We start from the raw sequence: 18,796 nt of genomic DNA, 5'->3' as shown, positions 1-18,796 counted from the left end.
ACATGCCGAAAGGAGATCAGGCGTCAGGGGCAAAAAACCGACTGGAAAACGAACGACGCCGCGCTAAGCGCGCGGCGTTTCCAGCGGCAAGTCACGAAATCGTGACCGCTGTCTGTTCACAGCCCTTCGAATTCGCACAAGACATGGACGTCCATGCCCATCTCCTCCAGCACCTTCCGGCCACCCAGCTCGGGCAGGTCGATGATGAAGGCGCAGCTGACAATCTCGCCGCCCAGCCGTTCGATCAGCTTGATGCCTGCCGCGGCAGTGCCGCCGGTGGCCAGCAGGTCATCGACGACCAGAACCTTTTCACCGGGCTGGATCGCGTCATCGTGGATCTCGACGATGGCCTCGCCGTATTCCAGCTTGTACTCCTCGCTGATCGTGGTGCCCGGCAGCTTGCCCTTCTTGCGGATCGGAACGAAGCCCACGCTCAGCTGGTGAGCGATCGCGCCGCCTAGGATGAACCCGCGCGCCTCGAGCCCAACGACCTTGTCGATGCGCTCGCCGGCATAGGGGTGCAGCATCTGGTCGATGGCCATGCGAAACCCGCGGGGATCCGCAAACAGGGTCGTCACGTCGCGGAACATGATCCCTTCGTGGGGAAAATCGACGATGGTCCGAATGTAATCCTTGACCGTTTTGCTTCTGGACATGGGGCAACCCTTCTTGCGTCAAAACACGGCGGTGTTTGGCGTATCACGGCCAGTCATGCAAGCCACGGCTGCCTTCCTGCGCGTATTTGCTGCGGAACAGATGCGCCCGGACCACCCGCCCTTGGGGGCTGCGGGTATCGACAAGCGATGCGCTTTGTCTATACAAGGTGCCACGCGCTGATGCAGGCCCAGAACAAGGATGACAGCCGTGGCCAAGGCCGACCTCAAGGGATCTACCAAAAAGAACAGCCAGCTGGTTCTGCGCCTGGACAAGGACGAACGCGACGCGTTCGTTGCGCTGTGCCGCGATCTCGACACCTCGGCCGCGCGCGAGATCCGCAAGTTCATTCGCGCATTCATGGCTGAGAACGCCGGGACCTGACTGCCTTCAGGCCGGGCGACGCAGTACCGCCGTGGCCACGCCCATTCCGATCAGGGTCAACCCTCCGAAACGGGTCATGCCGGTGATGATGCTGGGGCGGCCGATTACGCGGCGCAGCCGGTCGGCCAGCAGCGCATAGGCCAGCGCGTTCAGCCCGGCCAATCCCACGAAAGTCGCAATCAGGATCGCGAACTGCGGGCCCAGCGGCTCGGCCGGGCGCAGAAATTGCGGCACGAAGGCGATGAAGAAGGCGATGGATTTCGGGTTCAGCGCAGTAACAGCGGCCGCATGGCCGAACACGCCGCGCGCGGTGACGCCGCGCCCGGTGGCAACTGCCTGCATCCCGCCGGACGGCGCACTGCGCAGCAGCTTGATGCCCAGCCAAACCAGATAGGCGGCGCCCACCCATTTCAGCACCGAAAACAACGTGGCCGACGCCAGCACCAGCGCCCCAAGCCCCAGCAACGAGGCGGTCATAGCGATCAGGTCCCCCAGCGCAACCCCCGTGGCCGAGGCCACGGCCACGCTGCGCCCTTTGGACAGCGCATAGCTGAGCACCAGCAGAACCGTCGGTCCCGGGATCAGCAGAAGGGCGGTCGAGGCTGCGACAAAGGCCAGCCAAAGTTCAAAATCCATCATCCAACTCCGTCAAATCCGCAGCAGCTAGCCTAAGAAAACACGAGGCCGTCAAGGACGCCTACAATACCCGGCCCGCCACCGCATCCAGCTTGGCCAGCACTTGCGGGTCGCGCTTTTCCGGGGCCGTCAAAATCGCGTGGTCCAGCGCAAGATCGCAGCCATGCGGGCAGGGCGCGCGGTCCGCTCCCAGCATGGCGGGCAGGCCTTTGACCAAGGCGCGCGCCTTCTCGGCGTTGCCGGTCAGCGTCGCGATGATAGCGGTCACGTCCACTTCGCCGTGATCGGGGTGCCAGCTGTCATAGTCGGTGACCATCGCCACCGAGGCATAGCAAAGCTCGGCCTCGCGGGCCAGTTTGGCCTCGGGCATGTTGGTCATGCCGATCACGTCGCAGCCCCACTGCTCGCGGTACATCTTCGATTCCGCCAGCGTCGAGAATTGCGGCCCTTCCATCGCCAGATAGGTGCCGCCACGGTGCACGGTGATGCCGGCCGCCCGGGCGGCGGATTCACAGGCATCGCCCACGCGCGGGCAGGTCGGATGGGCCACGCTGACATGGGCGACGCAGCCGGTGCCGAAAAAGCTTTTCTCGCGGGCGAAGGTGCGGTCGATGAACTGATCGACGACCACGAAATCGCCCGGCGCCATGTGTTCGCGGAAGGAGCCGCAGGCCGAAACCGAGATCACATCGGTCACCCCCAGCCGTTTCAGCGCGTCGATATTGGCACGATAGGGCACCTCGGTCGGCGAATGCACATGCCCGCGCCCGTGGCGGGGCAGAAAGGCCATCTCGATGCCGTCCAGTGTCCCGGTCAGGATCTGGTCGGACGGCGCGCCCCAAGGCGTTTCCACGGTAACCCATTGCGGCGTTTCCAGCCCGTCGATGTCATAAATTCCCGATCCGCCGATGACGGCAATTTTTGTCTGGGCCACGTTCGTTCTCCGCTGCGATACCTGCCTGAGGGAATTTCTGCGGGCTTGTCGGGCATTTGGCAAGGCTTGCCGGTGTTATTGCGCCGCACAGGCGCCACAAGGGGCGTCGCCTTGCAGTTTTTGCATGACAGCCTGCCATCGATGGGCTAGCAGACAGCGCCGAAGGCGGGTATACGACCGCCTTCGCGCGAACATTCTGACCCACAGGACCAATTCATGCCCCGAGCCTTGCTGGCAAGCTTTGCCAATCGCCTCGCCATTCCCGATCTGAGCTGGATGCCGGACGAAAAGCTGACCCCCGCCCGCCTGCGGATCGAGCTTTTGTCGGGCCTGACCGTCGCCCTGGCCCTGGTGCCCGAAGCGGTGGCCTTTGCCTTCGTCGCCGGGGTTCACCCGCTGGTAGGCCTGTATGCGGCGTTCCTCGTGGGGCTGATCACCGCGCTGATCGGGGGTCGTCCGGGTATGATCTCGGGCGCAACCGGTGCGCTGGCGGTCGTCATGGTGGCGCTGGTGGCGCAGCACGGGGTCGAATACCTGTTCGCCACAGTGGTTTTGATGGGCATCCTGCAGATTATCGCGGGGGCCATGCATTGGGGCCGGTTCATCCGCCTGGTGCCGCATCCGGTGATGCTGGGCTTTGTCAACGGCCTGGCGATCGTGATCTTTCTGGCGCAACTGGGCCAGTTCAAGGTGCCGGGCACCATGGAAAACACCGGCCACGGCATGAGCGGTGGTGAATGGCTGTCCGGGATGCAACTCTATACGATGCTGGGGCTGGTCGCGCTGACCATGGCGGTGATCTGGGTGATGCCGCGCATCACGCGCATTGTGCCAGCGCCGCTGGCGGGCATCGTCGTGGTGGCTGCGCTGGTGATCGGCATGGGGCTGGATGTCCCGCGCGTCGGAGACCTGGCCTCGATCGAGGGCGGCCTGCCGAAATTCCACATCCCCATGGTTCCGCTGACCTGGGAGACGTTTGAGATCATTCTGCCCTACGCCGTCATCCTGGCCGCCATCGGCCTGATCGAATCTCTGCTTACGCTGAACCTGGTGGGCGAGATCACCGGCAAGCGCGGTGGTGCGTCGCAGGAATGCATCGCGCAGGGCACCGCCAACGTCGTGACCGGGTTCTTTGGCGGCATGGGCGGCTGTGCGATGATCGGGCAGTCGATGATCAACGTGAAATCCGGCGGCCGTACGCGCATCGCGGGGATCGCTGCCGCGCTGTTCCTGCTGGTGTTTATCCTTGTCGGCTCACCCCTGATCGAACAAATCCCGCTGGCCGCGCTGGTTGGCGTGATGTTCATGGTGGTGATCGGCACGTTCGCCTGGAATTCGTTCAACATCCTGCGCAAGGTGCCGCTGACGGATGCCTTCGTCATCGTTCTGGTCACCGTCGTCACCGTGATGGAAGACCTCGCTGTGGCCGTCGTGGTCGGCGTGATCGTTTCGGCGCTGGCCTATGCCTGGAACAACGCCAAGCGCATCCACGCGGTCACCCGCGACTCGGAAACCGAGAAAGGCGCCAAGGTCTACGAGATCAAGGGGCCGCTGTTCTTCGGCTCGTCTGAGGGGTTTGTCGAACTGTTCGATGTCCAGAACGACCCGGAAACGGTGATCGTGGACTTCGCCGACAGCCGCGTGGTCGACCAATCTGCCCTGCAGGCCATCGAAAACATCGCTGCGAAATATGAGGCGGCAGGCAAGCGCGTCATGCTGCGCCATCTCAGCCGGGATTGCCACAAGCTGCTCAAGAAAGCGGGTCACCTGATGGTCGACAGCGACGATGACCCGGACTACGGCCTTGCGGTCGACTATTCTGTTCGAACCGGCATTCTGGGCGGCCACTGAGGAAATGCGAGGCTGTGCCTCGCACCGCGCGGCGGGGGCAGAGCCCCCAAACCCGGCTCAATCGTCTGGACGATTGAGGGAAAACAACTCCGTCACCACCGAGTAGTCGCGATACCCAAGCCGCGACAAGGGTTGAAAGGTGGTGACGTCGAACTTGCCGTCCTTCAGGCAATCATCGCGCAGGTGCACGCCGACGACTTCTCCGAAAACCACCCGGTTGGCTTCGCCGGGCAGCGTGACGATCTGGGTCAGTTTACATTCCAGCGCGGCAGGGGCGCCCTCGATGCGGGCGCATGGGATGGTTTTGCATTCCACCGATGTCAGGCCGGCGTGGGCGAACTCGTCCACCTCTTTCGGAAGGCTGGCCGAGCTTGCGTTCATCGCGTCCCGATGGGCGTGGGCCACCACGTTGACGCAAAAGACGCCGGTCGCCTCGATATTGGCGATGCTGTCCTTTCCGCCGTCCTGGTCGTGCTTTGTCCCGGTGGAGGCAAACATCACCTGCGGCGGCGTATAGGCGACCCCGTTGAAGAACGAATAGGGCGCCAGGTTGTTGATCCCATCCGCGCCGCGGGTCGAGATCCATCCGATCGGGCGCGGCGTGATGATGGCGTTGAACGGGTTGTGCGGCAATCCGTGACCGTCTTCGGGGCGATAGAACATCTGATCTCCAAGCGTTTGCTCAAGGCCTAGCGAAGTGCTAGGGCGATTTCCAGAGTCGAAAAGAGGGCCGCGGTGCAGCAGTTCGGGATCAGGCCGGAAGAGCCAGAGGATTGGTGGGAAGTCGAAGCCCTCTACGACCTGTGCTTTGCGCCGGGGCGCGAGGCGCTGTCGTCCTACCGCTTGCGCGACGATGTTCCGCCGGTATCAGGCCTGTCGATGGTTGCCCGTGACGGGCAGGGCATCTTGGCTGGGGCCATCCGATTTTGGCCGGTTCATGTTGGCGCACACGATGCGCTCTTGCTGGGGCCCGTTGCGGTTCACCCGACCCACCAGGGGGAAGGGTTGGGTGGTTTTCTGATCCACGAAGGTATCGAAGCCGGGCGGGCCAAAGGGTGGGACCGGGTCATGCTGGTTGGTGATGCGCCCTATTATTCACGCTTTGGGTTTGCCCGGCTCGAGGGGGTAGAGATGCCGCCGCCAACCAACCCGGATCGGGTTCTCGGGCTGGATTTGACCCCCGGCGCATGGCTCGGAGTGAGTGGTTTGGTGACCCGCTGGACGCGCTGATCTATTGAAACGGCGTTGTGAAATGCCAATGTTTCAGGGTCAGGAGGACACCGAATGAATGACGTCGTTCTCGTCGGAGAAATTGACCCCGATGCCGAGTTGGACCGGCTGGCAAGCCACTACCGCAGTGCGGGCGGCAGCGGCATCCGGTTGCTCAATCGTCTGGGTGGATCGGCCGAGTCGCTGGTGGAGCAGCTGCCCGGTTCGGTGCGCGATGGGCTGATCGGTGCAACCGAGCAGGCCTTGTGGCTTGCAGTCCGTGCCGCTGACGGATCGCGCCGCGCGGTTCCCGACCAGAAGCCGTGGGTCAATACCGCCATCTCGACCACGATGGGCGCCGCGGGTGGGGCTGGCGGCCTGACGACGGCGTTGATCGAGCTTCCGGCGACCACGGCCATGTTGTTGCGCGCAATCCAAGGGGCCGCATCGCGTGAAGGTTTTGACCCCTCGGCAAGGAACGTGCAGTTCGATTGCATCCGCGTTTTGTCGGCGGCAGGTCCCTTGGCGCATGACGACGGCGCAGACATGGGGTTCTTTTCGGTCCGACTGACCGTGACGGGCCCCGCTCTGCAAAAGATCATTGCCGCCGTCGCGCCGAGATTGTCGGTCGTTTTGGGGCAGAAACTGGCGGCACAGACCGTTCCGGTACTGGGAGCTTTGGCCGGAGGCGGCGCGAACTACCTCTACGCCCGGTACTATCAGCAGATTGCCCGTGTGCATTTTGGCCTGCGGCGTCTGGCGATCGATGCCGATATTCCGCATGACGAGCTTGTGCAGCGTCTGCAACGTCGCATGTTGGTCTGACCCACAGTTTCAAAATTGGACAGAACCGCAGGATGTGGTATCCTGCACCTAATCGGTCCGCAAGATAAGTGGCCGAAAACAGGCAAGAAGAACAAAACAAGAGGCGGGGCAGCGTGAAAAACGCAGGGCTGTCACCAGATATTTTGTCCGAAACCGGGGCATTTCCGGTTCTGCCGCAGTCTGCGGCTCTATGCTACCGGCTTCGGCGCGGGGTGCCTGAGATATTGTTGATCACGACCCGGGGGTCGGGGCGGTGGATCATCCCCAAAGGCCGCATGATCGACGGCCTTAGCGGGGCTGAGACCGCAGCGCAGGAGGCCTGGGAAGAGGCCGGTGTGACAGGCCGTTGTGAGACGCGCAGTATCGGGCAGTTCTCTTTCGACAAACACCACCGGGATCTGGGGCGGGTGACATGCGTCGTTGATGTCTACCCGTTGCTTGTTACCAAGACGGCGGATCGGTTCCCCGAAGTCGCAGAACGGCGGCGTAGATGGATGCTGCCGGAAAAAGCAGCACAAGCGGTTTCGATCGGCGGGCTTTCCGGGCTGTTGCGGTCAAATGCGCTCAATCCTCATTGAACCGCCTCTGTAAAGACTTGATATTGCCATGTCTGTCAGTATCTATTGGCCCACCGACATTTTGGGCGACAGATGATTCAATATTCACTGAAATGCTGCAATGGTCACGCGTTTGACAGTTGGTTCCAGTCTGCGGACGCTTACGACAAGCTGTCCAAGGCTGGAATGGTCTCTTGCGCGACTTGCGGCAGCACCCAGGTCGAAAAGGCGATCATGACGCCGCGGGTCCAGTCTGCGCGCTCATCTGCTGAAATGCCGCGCGCGGAGAACAGTGATCGACCCGAAGCCCAGCACCAACCGACCAAGGCCGAGATAGAGCGCGTTCTCAACGCCCTGCGCGCCAAGGTCGAGGCGAATTCCGATTATGTCGGCCGCGAATTTGCGCGCGAGGCCCGCAAGATACATCTGGGCGAGGCCCCGGAGCGCGCCATCTATGGCGAGGCCAAGCCGGAAGAGGCCAAGGCCCTGATCGAAGATGGGGTTCCGGTGGCCCCTCTGCCGTTCATTCCAAGCCGAAAGACGAACTGAACCGTGCATCTTGTTATCACCGGCGCCAATCGCGGCATTGGGCGCGCCCTTGCTGAATTCTATCGTGGCCGCGGCGATACTGTCACCGGCACCACACGGGACGATTCCGCCGATATTCGTTTGGACGTTACCGACCCGGCACAACAGGCGCAGATGGCGCGCAAGTTGGATGGCCAGCCTGTAGATCTGTTGATCTGCAACGCAGGTGTCTATCTGGACAAAGGCCAGACAATCGACGGCTACCCGGCCGAGATGTGGGACCAGACCTTTGCGGCCAACGTCACCGGGGTGTTTCTGACCATTCAGGCCTTGTTGCCCAATTTGCGTGCGGCGCGCGGCAAGATCGCGATCATCTCGTCGCAGATGGCCTCGCACACGCGGGCGCCCGGGGGCAGCTATATCTATCGGGCCTCCAAGGCGGCTGTGCTGAACCTTGGGCGCAACCTGGCGGTGGATATCAAGGACGATGGCATCGCCGTCGGCATTTATCACCCGGGATGGGTGCAGACGGACATGGGCGGTCAGGCCGCCGACATTACCGTGTCACAGGCCGTTGCCGGGTTGACCGAGCGTTTCGATGCGCTGAGTTTGGACTCCACCGGCTGCTTTGAAACCTGGGACGGGCAGGCACATCCTTACTGAGCGGCCAGCGCTGCCTTGGGGATCTCGTAGACTTCACCGGGATCGATGAAGATCACCAGAATTTCGCCCCGCGTTTCCGAAGTGATCTTCGACGTCGAGCTGCTGGAATCCGGCTTTCCATCGGTGAAATAGATGCGGCGTACTTCCCCAGTATCCAACTGAACCGCCAGGGTTGCAGTGCCATCATCCTTGCGCCGCAACTCGGCAGGGCAATTTTTCAATGGCTGACCCGCCAACGCGGCGCAGGGGACCGTTCCCAACGCGTTCTGGCCGTCCGTTCCGGACAGTGAAGCCACCTGGGCCAGAGCCGGGCTGGACATCAGAGCACAGGCGAAAACAAAACGCAGCATGGTATTCCTCACGGTTTAAATCCTTGACGATACGCTGACATTGCTGCCGGTCCTTGTAAAGCGTTGCGCTGCAGTGTCCTGCCGTTCTATGTGCCCTTGCTCTTGTGTGTTGCCTCGCATAAGACGCTCGGGACCGGAAATCCAAGGCGCGGAGACATTTGCCCCCATGCCCGTACTCGTGATGAAATTCGGCGGCACATCCGTCGCCAACCTCGACCGCATCCGCCGCGCTGCCAAGCGCATCGGCGTCGAAGTGGCCAAGGGCTATGACGTCATCGTCATCGTGTCGGCCATGTCGGGCAAGACCAACGAATTGGTGGGCTGGGTCGACGAGATCTCGCCGCTGTATGACGCGCGCGAATATGATGCCGTGGTATCCTCGGGCGAGAATGTCACCGCCGGTCTGATGGCGCTGACGCTGCAGGAAATGGAGATCCCCGCCCGCAGCTGGCAGGGCTGGCAGGTGCCGCTGCTGACCGATGGCGCCCATTCGGCGGCGCGGATCCTTGATATTCCGACCGACAACATCAACCAGAAGTTCGGCGAGGGCATGAAGGTCGCGGTGGTGGCAGGCTTTCAGGGTCTCAGCCCCGAGGGGCGGATCACCACGTTGGGCCGGGGCGGTTCGGACACCACTGCCGTGGCTTTTGCCGCCGCCTTCGACGCCGAACGCTGCGACATCTACACGGATGTGGACGGCGTCTATACCACCGATCCGCGCATCTGCGAGAAGGCGCGCAAGCTGGACAAGATCTCGTTCGAGGAAATGCTCGAACTGGCCTCGTTGGGGGCCAAGGTGCTGCAGACCCGCTCGGTCGAGCTGGCGATGCGGTACAAGGTGAAACTGCGTGTTCTCTCAAGCTTCGAGGAACAGTCCGACGAGGCCGGAACCCTGGTCGTCGACGAGGAGGAAATCATGGAATCCAATGTAGTCTCGGGTGTGGCCTATTCGCGGGACGAGGCCAAGATGACCGTCGTGTCGGTCGCCGACCGCCCCGGCATCGCCGCGATCATCTTCAACGCGCTCAGCGATGAGGGGATCAACGTCGACATGATCGTGCAGAACATCTCGGACGAGGGGCGCACGGACATGACCTTTTCCTGCCCCACCAACCAGGTGGCGCGCGCCGAAAAGGCGCTGTTGGCAGTCAAGGAGCGTGGCGAGTTGAACTATGCCGAGCTGGTCGCCGACACCGATGTGGCCAAGGTTTCGGTGGTGGGCATCGGCATGCGCTCGCAGTCGGGCGTGGCGGCCAAGATGTTCAAGGTACTCTCGGATGAGGGGATCAACATCAAGGTCATTACAACCTCCGAGATCAAAATTTCCGTCCTCGTCGACCGGAAATACATGGAACTTGCCGTTCAGGCGCTGCATGATGCCTTTGAACTGGAAAAGGCGGCCTGAGCATCTCGGCCAAGGTCCCGCCTGACACCGCAGAGTAGATCGGGCGATGGCAGACGGAATGGAAACAGAATCCCGCAAGCTGCTGGGGCGGCTGCGCGAGGAGATGGCAAGCGAGGCTGCCGGTCAGGAGCGTCTTGACCGGATCACTCACCTGATCGCCGACAGCATGCGGTGCGAGGTGTGCTCGATCTATCTGTTCCGCGACGACGAAACCCTGGAGCTGTGTGCCACCGAAGGTCTTGCCCCCGAGGCCGTACACCAGACCCGCATGCGTCTGGGGGAAGGTCTCGTTGGCCGGGTGGCCAAGTTCGGCAAGGTCGTCAACGCCGCCGATGCGCCCTCCGAGAAAGGTTTCCGGTACATGCCGGAAACAGGCGAGGAGCGTTTTTCGTCGTTCCTGGGCGTGCCCATTCAGCGGCTGGGGCAGAAGCTTGGGGTTCTTGTGGTCCAGTCCCGCGCTCAACGCGAGTTTTCCGCGGATGAGGTCTATGCGCTTGAAGTCGTGGCAATGGTCCTTGCGGAAATGGCCGAATTGGGTGCGTTTGTGGGCGAAGGTGCCGCCCTTTCACCACTGCATCAGCAATCCATATTGCTGCGCGGTGGCCCGGCACAGGAGGGCTCGGCCGAGGGGCATGTCTGGCTGCATGAGCCGCGTGTCGTCGTCACCAACCCGATCGCCGACGATCCACATCGCGAGCTGGAGCGGCTGAACGAGGCGGTCGAAGAGCTGCGCGTGGGCGTCGACAAGATGCTTGAAATCTCGCGGGGCGGCGACACGGAACAGCTGCAGGTTCTGGAAGCCTACCGGATGTTCGCCAATTCCAAGGGCTGGATGCGCCGGATGGAAGAGGACATCGCCCGCGGTCTCAGCGCCGAGGCGGCGGTGGAAAAGGAGCAGTCGCAGGCCCGCGCCCGGATGAGCCAGGTCACCGACCCTTATCTGCGCGAGCGTCTGGCGGATCTGGACGATCTGTCCAACCGTCTGCTGCGCATTCTGACAGGGCAGGGCGGGTCGAACGGTAAAGAACTGCCGCCCGATCCGATCCTGGTGGCGAGGAATATCGGCCCGGGTGACCTGCTGGAATATGGCCGTTCGCTGAAAGGTGTCGTGCTCGAGGAGGGCTCGGTCGGTAGTCATGCCACCATCGTCGCCCGCGCTCTGGCCATCCCGCTGGTGGTACATGTGGGCCGGATCACGACCGAGGCTTTGAACGGCGACCATATTCTGGTCGACGGGGATGAGGGCGTCGTGCATCTGCGCCCCGAGGATACCGTCGTCAGCGCCTTCCGCGACAAGATGGCCATGCAGGCCGAGGCGCAGAAACGCTATGCCTCGATCCGCGAAACCCCGACCGTGACAAAGGATGGCGAGCGGATCAATCTGGTGATGAATGCCGGCCTGATGGCCGACTTGCCGTCGCTCAAGACGTCCGGGGCCGAGGGCGTAGGCCTGTTCCGCACCGAATTGCAGTTCCTGATCCGCAACCAGATGCCCAAACGGTCGGAACTGGTGGCGCAGTACAAGCGCGTTCTGGATTCGGCCGATGGCAAGCGCGTGGTATTCCGCACGCTGGATATCGGGTCGGACAAGGTGCTGCCCTACATGAAACATGTCGCCGAGCCCAACCCGGCGCTGGGTTGGCGCGCCATTCGCGTGGGCCTGGACAAGCGCGGCGTGATGCGGATGCAGCTGCAGGCCCTGTTGCGCGCGGCGGATGGCCGTCCTCTGACGGTCATGTTCCCGTTTGTCGCCCAGGCCGACGAATACCGCGAGGCCCGTTGGGAAGTGAACAAGACGCTGGAGCGCGAAAAGCGCTTGGGTCATGTGCTGCCGGAAACGCTGGAAGTTGGGGCGATGCTGGAAACACCATCATTGGCCTTCGCCCCCCAGAAGTTCTTTGACGAGGTCGATTTCATCTCGATCGGCGGCAACGACCTGAAACAGTTCTTCTTCGCCGCCGACCGTGAAAACGAGCTGGTGCGCCGCCGCTATGACACGCTGAATGTCAGCTTCCTCAGCCTGATCGAGCGCATCGTCGAACGGTGCGGAATTTCCGACACGCCGCTGAGTTTCTGCGGCGAGGATGCCGGCCGCCCGATCGAGGCACTGTGCCTGGCGGCGATGGGTATCCGCACCCTGTCGATGCGCCCGGCCTCGATCGGCCCGGTCAAAAGCCTGTTGTTGCGGTCCAACCTGCAGGATGTCCGCAAGATCATCGCCGACGCCCGCCATCGCGGCGAACAATCGGTGCGCCCGGCGATCATGGAGTATCTGCGCGACAACGGCTGAGGCCATGATGACCGCGAAAAAAGGCCCGATTCCGAAATCCGGGCTTGCTTTTTGGGCTTGGTCTTTCTATCCAAGCCACGAATGTTAGCGGTAACAGGGTGTCTGGCTGCAGACCGCGCCGGATTGTCCGAAGAAGGGAGCCAGCCATGGTTTCACGCGTAATCCCGGTAGATCCGTTCGATCTGGTCCTGTTCGGCGCGACCGGAGATCTGGCCCAGCGCAAGATCCTGCCGGGCCTCTACCATCGGTTCGAAGTGGGGCAGATGCCCGAAGATGCGCGCATCATCGGGACCGCGCGGTCGGATATGGACAATGACGGGTTCCGCGCGCAGGTGCGAAAGTCGATGAAGGAATTCGCGCCGTCGTTCAAAAAGGACGTGCTGGATCGGTTTCTGGCCCGGGTCGAATACGTGCCGGTCGATGCGCTTGGCGAAAACGGCTGGGACAAGCTGGCCAAGTCGCTGCGCCCTGACGTGGTGCGCGCCTATTACCTGTCGGTCGGTCCGAAACTGTTTCCCGGCATCGCGCAGCGCCTGCATGATCACGGGCTGGCCACGCCCGACAGCCGCATCGTGGTCGAGAAACCTTTCGGCCATGATCTGGCCTCGGCCAAGGCGCTGAACGAAGGTCTCGGCGCCTGTTTCGAAGAACATCAGATCTATCGGATCGACCATTACCTGGGCAAGGAAACGGTGCAGAACCTGATGGCGCTGCGCTTTGCCAACTCGCTTTTCGAACCGCTGTGGAACGCGACCCATGTGGATCATGTCCAGATCACCGTGGCCGAAACCGTCGGGGTCGAAGGACGTGGTGCCTATTACGACCAGTCCGGCGCGATGCGGGACATGGTGCAGAACCACCTGGTGCAACTTTTGTGCCTGACTGCGATGGAGCCGCCCTCGACCTTCTCGCCCAACGCGGTGCGCAGTGAAAAGGTCAAGGTGATCGAGGCACTGGAACCTGTCGCCCCGACCGACATCGCCCGCGGCCAGTACCGGGCGGACAAGGGCGGCGACGGCTATGTCGATCATGTGGGCAACCCCGACAGCCTGACCGAAAGCTACATCGCGCTGAAGGTGCGCGTGGGCAACTGGCGCTGGTCGGGGGTTCCGTTCTATCTGCGTACGGGCAAGCGTCTGCGCGCGCGGGAATCCGAAATCGCGGTGTTTTTCCGCGACCCGCCGCACACGATCTTTCCCAATGTCGGCCCGCTGCACGGCAACGTTCTGGTGATCCGCCTGCAGCCTGACGAGGGCATCACCCTGCGCACCACGATCAAGGATCCCGGCCCGGGCGGCTTCCGCCTGACGGACGTGGCGCTGGACATGAGCTTTGCCGAGGCGCTGGGTGCCGATGTGCGCGCGCAGGACGCCTATGAGCGGCTGGTGATGGACGTGATCCGCGGCGACCAGACCCTGTTCATGCGCGGCGACGAGGTCGAGGCCGCCTGGGCCTGGGTCGATCCCATCATCAAGGGCTGGGAAGAGCGCGGCGACCGTCCCTCGCGCTATGATCAGGGCAGTTCCGGCCCGGAAGACGCATTGATGCTGATGCATCGCGACGGGCGCCGCTGGCGCCAGATCGGAGGATGAGATGGTTCACAACGTCATCATCGACGTCACCCAAAGAATAATCGAGCGCAGCGCCGATCCCCGCCGTACCTATCTGCAGCGGATGGAGCAGGCCCGGTCCGAAGGGCCGGCGCGCGCGCACTTGTCGTGCAGCGGACAGGCCCATGCCTATGCCGGGGCAGGGGCCGATCAGCAGACGATGGCCACGACCAGCGTGGGCAATCTCGGCATCGTCACCGCCTATAACGACATGCTGTCGGCGCATCAGCCGTTCGAGCGCTATCCCGAACTGATCCGCCGCGCGGCCCGTGCCGCGGGCGGCACCGCGCAGGTCGCGGGCGGGGTTCCGGCCATGTGCGACGGGGTCACGCAAGGCGAGGCCGGGATGGAGCTGTCGCTGTTCTCGCGCGACGTGATCGCGCTGGCGGCGACGGTGGCGCTCAGCCACAATACCTTTGACGCGGCGGTGTTTCTGGGGGTCTGCGACAAGATCGTGCCGGGGCTGGTGATCGCGGCGCAGAGCTTTGGCCACCTGCCGGCGGTGTTCCTGCCCGCCGGCCCGATGACCAGCGGCCTGCCCAACGACGAAAAGGCCAAGGTGCGCCAGAAATTTGCCGCCGGCGAAGCCACGCGCGAAGAGCTGATGGCCGCCGAGATGGCCGCCTATCATGGGCCGGGCACCTGCACATTCTACGGCACCGCCAACACCAACCAGATGTTGATGGAGTTCATGGGCCTGCACCTGCCGGGCTCCAGCTTCGTCAACCCCAACACGCCGCTGCGCGATGCGTTGACCGAGGAAGGCGCCCGCCGCGCCCTGTCGCTCAGTGCGTTGGGCAACAATTACACGCCGGTGTGCCAGATCCTCGACGAACGGGCTTTCGTGAACGGTATCGTGGGGCTGATGGCCACGGGCGGGTCGACCAACCTGCTGATCCACCTGATCGCCATGGCCCGTGCCGGGGGCATTGTGCTGGACTGGCAGGATTTCTCGGATATCTCGGGCGTCGTGCCCCTGGTCGCGCGGGTCTATCCCAACGGTCTGGCCGACGTGAACCATTTCCATGCGGCGGGAGGACTGGGCTACACCATCGGCACGTTGCTGGATGAAGGCCTGCTGCATCCCGACACGCTGACCGTGGCGGGGCAGGGGCTGCATCATTACACGCAAGAACCCAAGCTGATCGATGGCGCGCTGATCTGGGAGGACGGCGCAGGCCACAGCCTGAACGAAAAGATTCTGCGCCCGGCCAATGACCCGTTCCAGCCCACCGGCGGCCTGTCGCGCCTGAGCGGAAATCTGGGCACCGGAGTGATGAAGGTCTCGGCCGTGGCCCCCGAACACCAGGTGGTCGAGGCCCCGGTTCGCGTCTTCCACGACCAGGACGAGGTCAAGGCCGCGTTCAAGGCGGGCGAGTTCACCGATGATGTCATCGTCGTGGTCCGCTTTCAGGGGCCCAAGGCCAATGGTATGCCCGAACTGCACTCGCTGACCCCGATCCTGTCGATCCTGCAGGGGCGCGGGCAGAAGGTGGCGCTGGTGACCGATGGCCGCATGTCTGGGGCCTCGGGCAAAGTGCCCGCGGCGATCCATGTCTGCCCCGAGGCGCTGGATGGTGGCCCGGTCGCCAAGCTGCGCGATGGCGACCTGCTGCGGGTCGATGCGGTGCGGGGCCAGCTTGAAATCCTGACCCCCGGCGTGCTGGAGCGCCCCGTCGCCACCGCCGATCTTTCGGCGCATCAATACGGGGTCGGCCGCGACCTGTTCACCACGTTCCGCAACGCCGTCGGCTCGGCCGATGCCGGTGCCAGCATTTTCGGAGCCTGAGCCTATGTCCGCAAAAACCCAACGTACCCGCGAGATCTGCGCATTGGCGCCCATCATCCCGGTTCTGGTCGTCGATGACGCCGCGCATGCCCGCCCGCTGGCCGAGGCACTGGTGGCCGGTGGCCTGCCCGCGCTCGAGGTGACCTTGCGCACGCCCGCGGCGCTGGACGCGATCCGCGCCATGGCGCAGGTGCCCGGCGGGGTCGTGGGGGCCGGCACGCTGGTCACGCCCGACGATGTCCGCGCCGCAAAAGAGGCGGGCGCGCAGTTCGGCGTATCGCCCGGGGCCACCGATGCCCTGATCGCCGCCTGCGAGGCCGAGGACCTGCCGCTGCTGCCCGGCGCGGCCACCGCGACCGAGGCGATGCGCCTGCTCGAGCAGGGCTATGACATGCTGAAGTTCTTCCCGGCCGAAGCCTCGGGCGGGGCGCCTGCGCTCAAGGCGATCGGCGCGCCGCTGCCGCAGATCACCTTCTGCCCGACGGGCGGCGTGTCGCCCGCCAACGCGCGCGACTACCTGTCCCTGCCCAACGTGATCTGCGCGGGCGGCAGCTGGGTTGCGCCGAAACAGATGGTGGCGCAGGGCGACTGGGCGGGGATCGAAGCCCTTGCGCGTGAGGCGGCCGCCCTGATGGATTGACCTTGCCGGGCCGGGCGCTAGGGTGGGCGCCATTACAGGCAGGTTGATCCACATGACAGACAGTATTTCCTTCGCCCAAGGGCGAAATTATCTGGCCATTCCGGGCCCTTCCGTGATTCCGGACGCGGTGCTGCAGGCGATGCACCGCCCGTCGCCCAATATCTATGCCGGTGAACTGGTCGAGATGATGCCCGACCTGACGGCCGACCTGCGCCGCGTGGCCCGTACCCGGCACGAGGTGGCGATCTACATCGCCAACGGCCACGGCGCGTGGGAGGCGGCGCTATTCAACGTTCTGGCGCCGGGGGAAACCGTGCTGGCTCCGGCTTCGGGGCGGTTCACCCATGGCTGGGCGGAAATGGCCGAGCGTCTGGGCGTCAAGGTCGAGTTGATCGATTTCGGTCCGTCCGACCCGTGGTACATGGACCGGATTGCACAGACCCTGCGGGCTGATGCCGACCACCGGATCAAGGCGGTTCTTGCGGTGCATGTGGACACGTCAAGCTCGATCCGCAACGACATTCCGGCGCTGCGGGCGCTGTTGGACGATCTGAACCACCCGGCATTGCTGATGGCGGACTGCATCGCCTCGCTGGGCTGCGACCGGTTCGAGATGGATGACTGGGGCGTCGATGTCATGGTCACCGCCTGCCAGAAGGGGCTGATGACCCCGGCGGGCATGTCCTTCGTGTTCTTCAACGACCGGGCCAAGGCCAAACGGGCCGCGATGCCGCGGGTTTCGGGCTATTGGGACTGGCAGCCGCGAGCAGAGCCCGACTGGTTCTATCAGTATTTCGGCGGCACCGCGCCGACGCACCACCTGTATGGTCTGCGCGCCGCCCTGGATCTGATCCATGCCGAGGGGCTTGAGCATGTCTGGGCCCGCCATGCGCGGCTGGCACAAGCCGTCTGGGCTGCCTGCGAGGTCTGGGCCGAAGGCGGGGCGCTGCACCTGAACGTCTGCGATCGTGCGCATCGCAGCCATGCCGTCACCGCCTTGCGCTTGACCGAGGGTCGCGGCACGCCCCTGCGCAGCTATACCGAGCGGCATCTGGGCCTTACCCTTGGCATAGGGCTGGGCATGGCGGACGAGGACTCGTGTTTCCGGCTGGGCCACATGGGCCATCTGAACGGGCACATGGTCATGGGCCTGCTGGGCGGCATCGAAACCGCCATGGCCGCGTTGGAGATCCCGCGCGGGTCCGGCGCGCTCGAGGCTGCGGCGGCGGTTCTGGCGGGCTAGGCGTTGCGCGCTGCCGCCAGCGCCTGCGGCAGGGCGGCGGCAAAGGCGTTCAGCTCGGCTTCGGTGCCGCAACTGACGCGGATGCAGCGGTTCTGCGGGGCTGCAAATGGCATCCGCACGAAGATCCCTTGCGCCACCAGCACCTCCAGCACCGCCTTGGCAAATGCTCCGTCGCGCCCACAGTCGATCGCCACGAAATTGGTGGCCGAGGGCAGCGGGGTCAACCCGTTGTCACGCGCAATCGCACCGATCCGGTCGCGGGCCGAGGCGATCCGTGCCTGTACCTGCGCCAGCCAGTCCTGATCGTGCAGGGCGGCCAGCGCACCGGCCTGCGCCATGCGGTTCATGCCGAAATGGTTGCGCACCTTGTTGAAGGCCGAGATCAACTCGGGCGCTCCGATCGCATAGCCGACCCGCGCGCCGGCCATGCCGTAGACCTTGGAAAAGGTGCGCATCCGGATCACGCGCGGATCATCCGCCGTGACCGGCGCGGCGGTGCCATCGGGCGCGCATTCCACGTAAGCCTCGTCCAAAACCAGCAGACAGCCGTCCGGCAGGGCGTCCATCGCCGCGACGATGTCAGCGCCGCGATGCCAGCTGCCCATCGGGTTGTCAGGATTGGCCAGATAGACCAGCTTGGCCTCGACCTCGGCCGCCTTGGCGAACAGGGCGGCCAGGTCTTCGTGATCATTGGCATAAGGCACCTTGTGGATCGCCCCGCCATAGCCCGCGACGTGGTAGTTGAAGGTGGGATAGGCCCCGTCCGAGGTCACGACCGCATCGCCCGGACCGACCATCAGACGCACCAAATAGCCCAAAAGCCCGTCGATGCCTTCTCCGACCACGATGTTGTCGGGGCTGATCCCGTGATGATCGGCCAGTGCATGGCGCAGATCGTGGTTTTCGGGGTCGCCATACATCCAGATGCCGTCAGCGGCCTGCCGCATCGCCTCGATCGCGCGGGGCGAGGGGCCGAACACGTTCTCGTTCGCGCCCAGCCGGGCCACGAAGGGCGCGCCGCGCTGGCGCTCCTGCGTCTCGGGGCCGACGAAGGGCACGGTTGCGGGCAGGGATTGTGCAAGCGGGGTGTATCTGGGTCCGGTCATGGGCGCAGATAATCCCAAGGGCATGGCCGGGGCAAGCCTTGCATGAGGCCGGGGCGTCCGCACCGGTCTGCCCTCACGTCGGGCTGGCGTCGGCTGCGGGTTTCGGGGCATTGTTTGCCCGG

19 protein-coding genes are annotated in these 18,796 nt (G+C 63.9%); 13 read left to right on the top strand and 6 right to left on the bottom strand.

The annotated features are described in order from the left end of the window. Positions 1 to 116: 116 nt before the first annotated feature. Positions 117 to 656, bottom strand: a complete 540-nt coding sequence (locus tag GOW72_RS09345; protein WP_170337941.1) for an adenine phosphoribosyltransferase — start codon at positions 654 to 656, stop codon at positions 117 to 119. A 208-nt stretch (positions 657 to 864) separates the two neighbouring features. On the opposite strand from GOW72_RS09345, the gene GOW72_RS09340 reads away from it, so the two are divergent. Next, on the top strand, positions 865 to 1,038 hold the full coding sequence (locus GOW72_RS09340) for a hypothetical protein (protein WP_222457049.1): 174 nt from the start codon (positions 865 to 867) through the stop codon (positions 1,036 to 1,038). A 6-nt stretch (positions 1,039 to 1,044) separates the two neighbouring features. Here GOW72_RS09340 and GOW72_RS09335 read toward each other — a convergent pair whose 3' ends face one another. Both GOW72_RS09335 and GOW72_RS09330 read right to left on the bottom strand, forming a co-directional pair. Further along, positions 1,045 to 1,674, bottom strand: a complete 630-nt coding sequence (locus GOW72_RS09335; protein WP_170366648.1) for a LysE family translocator — start codon at positions 1,672 to 1,674, stop codon at positions 1,045 to 1,047. Between the two features lie 61 nt (positions 1,675 to 1,735). Continuing rightward, positions 1,736 to 2,608, bottom strand: a complete 873-nt coding sequence (locus GOW72_RS09330; protein ID WP_170366647.1) for an S-methyl-5'-thioadenosine phosphorylase — start codon at positions 2,606 to 2,608, stop codon at positions 1,736 to 1,738. Positions 2,609 to 2,824: 216 nt separating this feature from the next. Between GOW72_RS09330 and GOW72_RS09325 the strand changes: the two genes are divergently transcribed. Further along, complete coding sequence (locus GOW72_RS09325; protein ID WP_170337945.1) at positions 2,825 to 4,459, top strand: SulP family inorganic anion transporter; 1,635 nt, start codon at positions 2,825 to 2,827, stop codon at positions 4,457 to 4,459. Positions 4,460 to 4,516: 57 nt separating this feature from the next. Here the strand turns inward: GOW72_RS09325 and GOW72_RS09320 are convergent, their stop codons facing one another. After that, positions 4,517 to 5,122 carry a flavin reductase family protein gene (locus GOW72_RS09320; protein WP_170366646.1) on the bottom strand — a complete coding sequence of 202 codons (606 nt, stop codon included), beginning with the start codon at positions 5,120 to 5,122 and terminating at the stop codon, positions 4,517 to 4,519. 72 nt (positions 5,123 to 5,194) lie between these two features. Here GOW72_RS09320 and GOW72_RS09315 point away from each other — a divergent pair, with 72 nt between their 5' ends. The 5 genes from GOW72_RS09315 to GOW72_RS09295 all read left to right on the top strand — a co-directional run bounded on the left by GOW72_RS09315 (position 5,195) and on the right by GOW72_RS09295 (position 8,241). Beyond that, the gene (locus GOW72_RS09315; RefSeq protein WP_170366645.1) at positions 5,195 to 5,689 is read left to right on the top strand and encodes a GNAT family N-acetyltransferase; all 495 of its coding nucleotides are present in this window, start codon (positions 5,195 to 5,197) and stop codon (positions 5,687 to 5,689) included. A 54-nt stretch (positions 5,690 to 5,743) separates the two neighbouring features. Further along, on the top strand, positions 5,744 to 6,493 hold the full coding sequence (locus tag GOW72_RS09310; protein ID WP_170366644.1) for an EcsC family protein: 750 nt from the start codon (positions 5,744 to 5,746) through the stop codon (positions 6,491 to 6,493). 68 nt (positions 6,494 to 6,561) lie between these two features. Further along, a complete protein-coding gene (locus GOW72_RS09305) occupies positions 6,562 to 7,071 on the top strand; it encodes an NUDIX hydrolase (protein WP_342355365.1) in 510 nt (169 codons plus the stop codon). A 72-nt stretch (positions 7,072 to 7,143) separates the two neighbouring features. Then, positions 7,144 to 7,599 (top strand): DUF1178 family protein, encoded by a 456-nt coding sequence (locus GOW72_RS09300; protein ID WP_170337955.1) that lies wholly within the window; start codon positions 7,144 to 7,146, stop codon positions 7,597 to 7,599. A gap of 3 nt (positions 7,600 to 7,602) precedes the next feature. After that, positions 7,603 to 8,241, top strand: a complete 639-nt coding sequence (locus GOW72_RS09295; protein ID WP_170337958.1) for an SDR family NAD(P)-dependent oxidoreductase — start codon at positions 7,603 to 7,605, stop codon at positions 8,239 to 8,241. On the opposite strand, the gene GOW72_RS09290 is transcribed toward GOW72_RS09295, so the two are convergent. Further along, positions 8,235 to 8,591: a hypothetical protein gene (locus GOW72_RS09290; RefSeq protein ID WP_170337960.1), complete on the bottom strand. Its 357-nt coding sequence runs from the start codon at positions 8,589 to 8,591 to the stop codon at positions 8,235 to 8,237. The genes GOW72_RS09295 and GOW72_RS09290 overlap by 7 nt on opposite strands. Before the next feature lie 166 nt (positions 8,592 to 8,757). On the opposite strand from GOW72_RS09290, the gene GOW72_RS09285 reads away from it, so the two are divergent. The 6 genes from GOW72_RS09285 (at position 8,758) to GOW72_RS09260 (ending at position 17,568) form a co-directional block, all read left to right on the top strand. Then, positions 8,758 to 9,996, top strand: coding sequence for an aspartate kinase (locus GOW72_RS09285; protein ID WP_170337962.1), 1,239 nt, complete (start codon positions 8,758 to 8,760; stop codon positions 9,994 to 9,996). A gap of 46 nt (positions 9,997 to 10,042) precedes the next feature. Further along, a complete protein-coding gene (gene ptsP, locus GOW72_RS09280) occupies positions 10,043 to 12,286 on the top strand; it encodes a phosphoenolpyruvate--protein phosphotransferase (protein ID WP_093962727.1) in 2,244 nt (747 codons plus the stop codon). Between the two features lie 146 nt (positions 12,287 to 12,432). Next, positions 12,433 to 13,878: a glucose-6-phosphate dehydrogenase gene (gene zwf / locus GOW72_RS09275; RefSeq protein WP_170366642.1), complete on the top strand. Its 1,446-nt coding sequence runs from the start codon at positions 12,433 to 12,435 to the stop codon at positions 13,876 to 13,878. 1 nt (position 13,879) lies between these two features. Then, the gene (gene edd / locus GOW72_RS09270) at positions 13,880 to 15,685 is read left to right on the top strand and encodes a phosphogluconate dehydratase (RefSeq protein ID WP_170366641.1); all 1,806 of its coding nucleotides are present in this window, start codon (positions 13,880 to 13,882) and stop codon (positions 15,683 to 15,685) included. Between the two features lie 4 nt (positions 15,686 to 15,689). Further along, entirely contained in the window at positions 15,690 to 16,325 is a 636-nt protein-coding gene (gene eda, locus GOW72_RS09265) for a bifunctional 4-hydroxy-2-oxoglutarate aldolase/2-dehydro-3-deoxy-phosphogluconate aldolase (protein ID WP_170366640.1), read from the top strand. Between the two features lie 52 nt (positions 16,326 to 16,377). Next, positions 16,378 to 17,568 (top strand): pyridoxal-phosphate-dependent aminotransferase family protein, encoded by a 1,191-nt coding sequence (locus GOW72_RS09260; RefSeq protein ID WP_170366639.1) that lies wholly within the window; start codon positions 16,378 to 16,380, stop codon positions 17,566 to 17,568. Here GOW72_RS09260 and GOW72_RS09255 read toward each other — a convergent pair. Further along, on the bottom strand, positions 17,565 to 18,674 hold the full coding sequence (locus GOW72_RS09255) for a pyridoxal phosphate-dependent aminotransferase (protein ID WP_170366638.1): 1,110 nt from the start codon (positions 18,672 to 18,674) through the stop codon (positions 17,565 to 17,567). The two genes, GOW72_RS09260 and GOW72_RS09255, sit on opposite strands and share 4 nt — an antisense overlap. Between the last annotated feature and the right edge of the window lie 122 nt (positions 18,675 to 18,796).

The organism is Ruegeria arenilitoris, assembly GCF_013032855.1.
In the GTDB taxonomy this organism is placed as follows: Bacteria; Pseudomonadota; Alphaproteobacteria; order Rhodobacterales; family Rhodobacteraceae; genus Ruegeria; species Ruegeria arenilitoris.
Note: the sequence above shows the minus strand (reverse complement) of the source record. Positions and strands in the feature narration are given on the sequence as shown.

Excerpts from the sequence above, each read along its gene's own strand:
- GOW72_RS09255 (WP_170366638.1), bottom strand. The coding sequence starts at position 18,674 with ATGACCGGACCCAGATACACCCCGCTTGCACAATCCCTGCCCGCAACC.
- eda (WP_170366640.1), top strand. The coding sequence starts at position 15,690 with ATGTCCGCAAAAACCCAACGTACCCGCGAGATCTGCGCATTGGCGCCC.
- GOW72_RS09320 (WP_170366646.1), bottom strand. The coding sequence starts at position 5,122 with ATGTTCTATCGCCCCGAAGACGGTCACGGATTGCCGCACAACCCGTTC.
- zwf (WP_170366642.1), top strand. The coding sequence starts at position 12,433 with ATGGTTTCACGCGTAATCCCGGTAGATCCGTTCGATCTGGTCCTGTTC.
- GOW72_RS09300 (WP_170337955.1), top strand. The coding sequence starts at position 7,144 with ATGATTCAATATTCACTGAAATGCTGCAATGGTCACGCGTTTGACAGT.
- GOW72_RS09325 (WP_170337945.1), top strand. The coding sequence starts at position 2,825 with ATGCCCCGAGCCTTGCTGGCAAGCTTTGCCAATCGCCTCGCCATTCCC.
- edd (WP_170366641.1), top strand. The coding sequence starts at position 13,880 with ATGGTTCACAACGTCATCATCGACGTCACCCAAAGAATAATCGAGCGC.
- GOW72_RS09260 (WP_170366639.1), top strand. The coding sequence starts at position 16,378 with ATGACAGACAGTATTTCCTTCGCCCAAGGGCGAAATTATCTGGCCATT.
- GOW72_RS09285 (WP_170337962.1), top strand. The coding sequence starts at position 8,758 with ATGCCCGTACTCGTGATGAAATTCGGCGGCACATCCGTCGCCAACCTC.
- GOW72_RS09335 (WP_170366648.1), bottom strand. The coding sequence starts at position 1,674 with ATGGATTTTGAACTTTGGCTGGCCTTTGTCGCAGCCTCGACCGCCCTT.
- GOW72_RS09345 (WP_170337941.1), bottom strand. The coding sequence starts at position 656 with ATGTCCAGAAGCAAAACGGTCAAGGATTACATTCGGACCATCGTCGAT.
- GOW72_RS09290 (WP_170337960.1), bottom strand. The coding sequence starts at position 8,591 with ATGCTGCGTTTTGTTTTCGCCTGTGCTCTGATGTCCAGCCCGGCTCTG.
- GOW72_RS09310 (WP_170366644.1), top strand. The coding sequence starts at position 5,744 with ATGAATGACGTCGTTCTCGTCGGAGAAATTGACCCCGATGCCGAGTTG.
- ptsP (WP_093962727.1), top strand. The coding sequence starts at position 10,043 with ATGGCAGACGGAATGGAAACAGAATCCCGCAAGCTGCTGGGGCGGCTG.